Below are 6,778 nucleotides of genomic sequence, written 5' to 3' on the forward strand. Positions count from 1 at the left end.
GTACTAGTCTTCTCTGGGGATAGTGCGTTGAACCAGAGGAGATCAGCATGAGCGAGCATAATGCCGCGGATGACCGCGCTGATCTGTCGCCGCATACGAGCAGCGTGTGGCTCCCGGCGGGCACCCAGCGCACAGTGCTTATCGACGCTGCCCCTTGCCCCGACGGCTCCCCCGCCGTCGTGGAAATCGGCTTCGACTCCGCCGGCGATGTCGTCGCACGCATGGACGGCGACGTGCTCGGCCACTTCGATGCTGAAGCTTCGGCTGACCTCAGCCCGTCGCTACGCCTACTGGAGGCCCGCGGCTTGGTCGCGCTGGCTCGCGGCTCGTTCACCACTGTGGACGACCAACCGGCGCTGACCATTCACGCCGACCCGCTGGGCGCTCCGCGTTCGCGCGCTCACTCGGCGGACGCGTCCACGGAATCACTCCCGATCGCGGACTCTTTCGCCGCCGATCAAGAAGCCGAGGCCGCCGCGTTCGCCGCCGACGCTTCCACGGCACCGACCACCGGCGGCAGCACGGTTGCACGAACCAAGCCGCGAAGCAGGAATTTGCAGGCAGTCGCCATTCTTTCTTCTGCCCTGACCATCGGCTTGATCGGCATACTCGGCTACTACTACGGGCTTAACGAGGACGGTCGCGAGATGACCGCGTTCACAGATTCCACCGACGAGACCGCTCAGTCCCAGACGGTCTCCAAGAGCTCCACGTCCAGCTCCCCGTCGTCCGAGTCGTCTGCGTCGACCACCTCATCCACGGCGCCCAGCTCCGCATCCGACAGCGAGGACGTCTCCGAGCCTGCGCAGGATCCGAATCAGGCACCAGAGCCCGCGCCGAACCCGAACCCCGACCCGAATCCGGCACCGGCACCAGCACCGGCGCCCGCACCTGCGCCAGCGCCGAACCCGAACCCCGACCCGAATCCGGCACCGCCGCCGAACCCAAATCCGAACCCAGCACCCCCGCCAGCCCCCGCGCCAGCACCGGATAACGGTGGCAACGGCGGCGGCGGTGGTGCCGACAACGCCCCTAATCCACAACCGATTTTTGAGCTTCAATGGTAGACAACGACACCCCCACCACCAGCGCATCCTGCCGTGCGCAGGACGCAGACTCCCAGCAGCACGAGCCGAGCATGACGGAGAAATTCCCGTTCGCCGCGTTCACTGCGCAGACGACGAATATTCATCCGTCGAGCGGCCGTTTGGTCTCCCTCGATGGTGTCGCTTTCGACGAATCGGGGGTCGTCGGCGAGGAATTCCACGCGGTGTTCAACGTCGGCGGGGACCCGGGCCCGATGCACACGCACGGTGTGAAGCGCAACGATTTCGAGCGCGCCGCGAAATTCTCCCGCCATTTGAAGAAGCTGGATAAGTTCCTCGACGGCCGCACGCTCGTCGTTCACGATGCGCCGCTGGTGTGGGGCTTCATTGTTTCGGAGGCGCGTCGCGCGATGAATGCGGCGGCACGCGCGAATCGTTCGCGCAACCGTCGGGGTGGCCGCCGTCGACAGCGGGTGGGGCATGTGCCGCGGCCGGAGGGGATCGTCGATACGCTCGCAACCGCGCGTAAACAAGGAGCAGTGCTTATCGACGAACGCCTCGAAGCCGTCGCCTCCCTCTCCGGCGTCGTGGTTCCCCCTGCCGCTGCGTCTGTCGAGCGCGCCGCCCAGCCGGAAGAGGAGACCTCCCGCGAGCGCACCCTCGCACTCGTCGGCCTGTACTTAGCGCTGGTCAATGCCGGTCCACTGGTCACCCGCACCACAGATGAGCTGGCCCCGGACCGGTTCGGGCTGCAGCGCACCCAGCTGCGCGTCGACGCCGAGAAGGCTCCCGCCCAGCACGGCAACCCCGGCCAGTTCACCAACAAGTCCGGCCTGCGCCCCGGCATGGAAGTGGTGGTCTCCGACGATATCTGCGCCGAGCACGATGAGCTGATCCAGGCGATCCTCGATTTGGAGATGACCTACGCCGAGAAGCTCACCCGCGAGACATCCCTAGTGGTCACCAACGCCACAGGCGACCCTGCTGACCTGCGCGGAAAAGCGATGCACGCGCAGCGCAAAGGAATTCCGTTGGTCTCCGACGAGGATTTTCTCGCAGCCGTGCGCGCCGCTCACGACGCCCGCGGGAATTGATGCCCCGACGCTCCGCCGCAGTTTTCTGTGCGCTGCCCCCTCGTCACTCAACGTTTGCCGGGCAGCGATGAACTAGGGTTTAGCCCATGAATTCAAGCACATCCGGAAGTTCACGCGACCGGGCGGGCAAGGCAAGCACTTTGAAGCGTTTGCGCAGTACAGCGGCGATCGCCGCGGCGAAGCTGGCCACGAAAGCCTCGCGCGCGACGGGCCGCGGAGCCGGCGGCATGATCGGCGGCCTCATCGCGGGCGCGATCGACCCGGGGATTTTGGAGCAGCTCGGCGGCGGGCGCCCGGCAGTGCTAGTCACCGGCACGAACGGCAAGTCCACCACGACGCGGATGCTCGCCGGCGCAGTGGCATCGCGCTACACCGTGGCCACCAACGAGGGTGGCGACAATATGGATGCCGGGATTATCTCGGCGCTTCTCGCCGGCGAGAAAGCGTCCCATGTGGTGTTGGAAGTCGACGAACTCCACGTTCCGGCGGTGGCGGACAAGCTCAACCCGACGGCGTTGGTGCTGCTCAACCTCACGCGCGACCAGCTGGACCGTGTCGGTGAGATCAACTCCATCGAGCGCAAGCTGCGCGCGGCGGTGGAAGCGCACCCGGATATGACGGTCATCGCGAACTGCGACGACGTGCTGGTCACCTCAGTCGCTTTCGACGCACCCAATGTGGTGTGGGTGTCCGCTGGCCCCGGTTGGGTCGGCGACTCGGTGTCGAACCCGCGGGGCGACGGGTACATCGTGCGCACCGACGATGACTGGTACGCCACGAAACCGCTTGCCGACGGCCGCGAATTCCGCCGCCCCACCCCGCACTGGACCGTCACCGACGAGGGGCTGACCGGCCCCGACGGGACTGTGCACCCGCTTCAGCTCGCGCTTCCGGGCAGGGCCAACCGGGGCAATGCGGCGCAGGCGATTGCGGGGGCGGTGGAAGCATTCGGCGTCGATAAGCAAGCTGCGATTGCCGCGGCTGAACGCGTCGACGATGTCGCCGGCCGCTACACGACGATCTCCTGGAATGACCGCGACGTGCACCTTTTGCTGGCGAAGAATCCCGCCGGCTGGCAAGAAGCCCTGTCGATGGTGGACCGCGACGCTGATGGCCTGGTCATCGCGGTCAACGGGCAGGAGGGCGATGGCGCCGACTTGTCGTGGCTGTGGGACGTCCGCTTCGAAGAATTCGAGGACATTCCCGTGAAGGCCGCCGGCGAACGCGGCACCGACCTCGCCGTGCGCTTGCTGTACGCGGAGATCGAGCATGAGCTCATCCACGACCCCCTCGACGCGATCGCGGCGTGCCCGCCCGGACGCGTGGAGGTGCTCGCGAATTACACCGCTCTGCTCAACCTGAAGAAGGCGCTGGTCAAGGAGGCTAACCATGACTAATTCGTTGACCATCGGCCTCGTGCTCCCCGACGTGCTGGGCACCTACGGCGACGACGGCAATGCGCTTGTCCTGCGCGGGCGCGCACGCATGCGCGATATCGACGCAGAGATTCTTCCCATCAAGCTGGGCGAATCCGTCCCCGCCGACCTCGCCGCCTACACACTCGGCGGCGGCGAAGACAGCGCGCAAGTACTCGCCGCGGAACACCTCATCGCCGACGGCGGCCTCGCGCGCGCCGCCGCGAACGGCCGCCCCATTTTCGCAGTATGTGCCGGCTTCCAGATCCTCGGCGAAAGCTTCCACGCCCACGGTAAGAAGACCGCAGGCTTATCGCTTATCGACGCCACCACCTCCCCCCTTTCCTCCCGCGCCATCGGCGAAGTCGCCTCCACCCCGGCGAAAAACGGTGCTGCCTCTGAGCTGACCCAGCCGCTCACCGGTTTTGAAAACCACTTGGGCGGCACCGTCCTCGGCGCTGATGCCTCTCCGCTGGGCACCGTGACAAACGGCCACGGCAACGGCGGCGAGGGGGAAGGAAACGGCGAAGGGGCCGTGCACGGCAGCGTGATCGCCACCTATATGCACGGCCCCGCACTCGCTAGGAATCCCGAGCTGGCCGACCTGATCCTCGCCCGCGCCATGGGCATCCCGCTCTCTGAGCTTGATCCGCTGGAGCTTCCCGAGGTCGACCGCCTGCGTCTCGAGCGCATGGGGCGCTAGCCACGTTGGGCCGCAGCGCCGCAGGTCGGGCCGGGCTGCGGCGTGGCTGAAGCGCGCTGGATCTAGAGCTGCAGGCGCCCCGTCAGCGCGCGCGACAGCGTCAGCTCGTCAACGAATTCGAGGTCGCCGCCCAGCGGCATGCCGGATGCCAGACGCGACGTCGTGAGGTCCGGGAAGTCCTTCAGCAGTCTCGCCAGGTACGACGCGGTCGCTTCGCCCTCGGTGTCCGGGTCAGTCGCCAGAATGACCTCGTGGATATCCGGGGCATTTTCGCCGTCGCGGTCCGGCAAAACGCCGCCGATGCGCTGCAACAGCGAGGAGATAGCCAGGTCTTTCGGACCCACATTCGCCAGCGGGTCGAGTGCTCCGCCGAGAACGTGGTAGCGCCCCGAGTACTCCCCTGTGCGCTCGATGACCTGAATGTCCTTGGCGTCCTCCACCACGCAGATCAACCCCGTGTCACGGCCGCTGTCTGCACAGACGCGGCAGACTTCTTCGCGCGAAACGTTGTTGCAGATCCGGCAGAACGTCACACCGTCGCGCACAGCGCCGAGAGCGCTGCGGAGACGGTCGATATCGTCCGGATCTGTCTTCAACAGGTGGAACGCGATGCGCTGCGCGCTTTTCGGCCCCACTCCGGGGAGGCGAGAGAACTCGTCAATGAGGTCCTGAAGAGGGCCTTCAAACATAGAGCGGGTTAGTTTCCGCCGAACATCTGGGTAAAGTCGTTGCCCTCACCCGGGCCCTGCTGGGTCAGCGGGCCGATCTTCTCCTGTGCCAGCTGGCCAGCCTTGGTGTGGGCGTCGCGGTATGCGGCGAGGATCAGGTCCTGCAGCGTCTCGACGTCCTCCGGGTCCACAGCCTCCGGCTTGATGGACAGATCCTGGATCTCTGCGCCACCGGTCATGGTGATGTGCACCAGACCGCCGCCAGCGGAGCCCTCGACAGTCGCGGCGAGGATCTCTTCCTGCGCCTGCTGGATCTGTGCCTGGACCTCAGACGCCTGGCGAATGAGTTCCTGCATGTCGGGCATACCGTTCTGATCGGGCTGAGTCATGGTCGTCGACCTTTCTTGGACTGTTGTAAGTATGTCTGTCACGCAGCCGGCGCGTTGCGGCTCCGTCTTTGAACTAGTGTACCGAGTCCCCTACAAGGGCCGTGCGCCTAGTTCGTCGGCGAGGAGTTCCATCGCCACCTCTGTCGGGCTTCTCCTGTCGAATGTGCCCGCTTCCTGTGACTGGTCGACCATGTCCCGCTCTTCATCCTCGCGGGTGTACGGCGTCGGCTCTTCCTCCATCGGCGGTTCGTCTTCCGGCTCCGGTGGCAGCGGCACACCGCTGCTGAAGCTCGTCGACTCCCCAAAGCCAGTGTTCGGCCCATCCGTCGGATCGGGCGTAGCTCGCGGAGCCGCCCCTCTCACGACACCTGCTGCACCTGCCGCCGCAGCAGCCGCTGCCGCAGCAGCCGCGGGACCGGAGGCCTCCGGTGCAGGTGCCGGTTGCGGGGACGGTTCAGGCGACGGCGCAGCAGGCGCCTGCTGGGCTTCAGCGTCGCTGTTCTCCGGGTTCACCGTCTTCGCCGGTGTCGACGCCCACGGGTCGTACGGCACCGGCGCGGATGCCGGCTCCGGTGTCACAGCCTCATTCTCACTGCTTACCGAGCCATCACTCGTCGGGGTCGGCTCATCCGGCTCCTTGCCGTCGGCGGCATGCGGGTCATCGTCAGCGGAATCAGCCTCGTCATCGCTCGGACTGGTGCGTTCAGGCCCCTGTGCCTCTGGCTGCTTCGGTGCGCTCGGCGGGCTCCACGCCTGCGGCGCACGAGCAGGGGTCTCAAAGCCCGCGGCTTTTGGGTCCGTGCCCACCACACAGCGCACCGCGACCTCGGTGCCAAGCTTGTCGGTCAGCACAGCAACGATGTCGTCATTGTTGTGCTTCGAGTTGATGCTGTTCGCCAAAGCACCAGTGTTGTGCCCGACCACCAGCGTCGTTCCATCCATCCCCAGCGGCGTTGCCTCGGTGAGCATGATCTCAGCGACCTTATTTCGCTCGCCGACCGACTGACGCAAGTTGATCCACTCTTTGCGGATCCGCTCCATGAGCTCCGTCGCGTCGACAACGCCGCCAGTATCGCTGGGACCGCTTGCCGGCTCTTCAGTCTCCGTTTTCGCCGGCGGTTCCGGAATGTGCGTTTCAGGTTCAGGCTGCTGCGGCACTTCGCGCTGCGTGTCACGCGGAGACTCGTCCTGCGACGTGGCCGCTTGCTCCGGTTCCGCGGGCGCAGGCTGCGGGACCGGTTGCTGAGCTGGTCGCTGAGCTGGTTGTTGGGGGGTGGATAAGAGACAGGCCCCGGACAAAGCGTCCCCGGCGCGTTTTTTTGAACCATGAATTTCCAGCCGGGTTTCCCCCAGACGATCGCCCCCCACGGACCGGACGAGCACGTCTGGCTCCACACGCGCGGCATCCGCCTGCAAGAACGGCAGAACGGCGTGGAGGGGGAGAGGGGAGATGTCGGTGGGCG

The 6,778-nt window shown here is 66.2% G+C and carries 7 protein-coding genes; 4 read left to right on the forward strand and 3 right to left on the reverse strand.

Annotated elements, in window-relative coordinates:
• Positions 1 to 47: 47 nt before the first annotated feature.
• The 4 genes from J5Y21_RS10475 to J5Y21_RS10490 all read left to right on the forward strand — a co-directional run bounded on the left by J5Y21_RS10475 (position 48) and on the right by J5Y21_RS10490 (position 4,258).
• On the forward strand, positions 48 to 1,067 hold the full coding sequence (locus tag J5Y21_RS10475; protein WP_210575445.1) for a hypothetical protein: 1,020 nt from the start codon (positions 48 to 50) through the stop codon (positions 1,065 to 1,067).
• Complete coding sequence (locus J5Y21_RS10480) at positions 1,061 to 2,140, forward strand: DNA polymerase III subunit epsilon (RefSeq protein WP_246875163.1); 1,080 nt, start codon at positions 1,061 to 1,063, stop codon at positions 2,138 to 2,140. Before J5Y21_RS10475 ends, J5Y21_RS10480 begins: the two co-directional genes overlap by 7 nt.
• 86 nt (positions 2,141 to 2,226) lie before the next feature.
• A complete protein-coding gene (locus J5Y21_RS10485) occupies positions 2,227 to 3,537 on the forward strand; it encodes a Mur ligase family protein (RefSeq protein ID WP_210575457.1) in 1,311 nt (436 codons plus the stop codon).
• Positions 3,530 to 4,258 (forward strand): glutamine amidotransferase, encoded by a 729-nt coding sequence (locus tag J5Y21_RS10490; RefSeq protein ID WP_210575459.1) that lies wholly within the window; start codon positions 3,530 to 3,532, stop codon positions 4,256 to 4,258. The genes J5Y21_RS10485 and J5Y21_RS10490 overlap by 8 nt, the downstream gene beginning before the upstream one ends.
• A 62-nt stretch (positions 4,259 to 4,320) precedes the next feature.
• Here the strand turns inward: J5Y21_RS10490 and recR are convergent, their stop codons facing one another.
• From recR to J5Y21_RS10505, 3 genes are all read right to left on the reverse strand, one after another.
• Entirely contained in the window at positions 4,321 to 4,947 is a 627-nt protein-coding gene (recR, locus tag J5Y21_RS10495) for a recombination mediator RecR (protein WP_210575461.1), read from the reverse strand.
• Between the two features lie 8 nt (positions 4,948 to 4,955).
• The gene (locus J5Y21_RS10500; protein WP_210575466.1) at positions 4,956 to 5,315 is read right to left on the reverse strand and encodes a YbaB/EbfC family nucleoid-associated protein; all 360 of its coding nucleotides are present in this window, start codon (positions 5,313 to 5,315) and stop codon (positions 4,956 to 4,958) included.
• 90 nt (positions 5,316 to 5,405) lie between these two features.
• Positions 5,406 to 6,473, reverse strand: a complete 1,068-nt coding sequence (locus J5Y21_RS10505) for a hypothetical protein (protein WP_210575468.1) — start codon at positions 6,471 to 6,473, stop codon at positions 5,406 to 5,408.
• Between the last annotated feature and the right edge of the window lie 305 nt (positions 6,474 to 6,778).

The organism is Corynebacterium sp. Marseille-P3884 (assembly GCF_017942225.1).
GTDB lineage: Bacteria > Actinomycetota > Actinomycetes > Mycobacteriales > Mycobacteriaceae > Corynebacterium.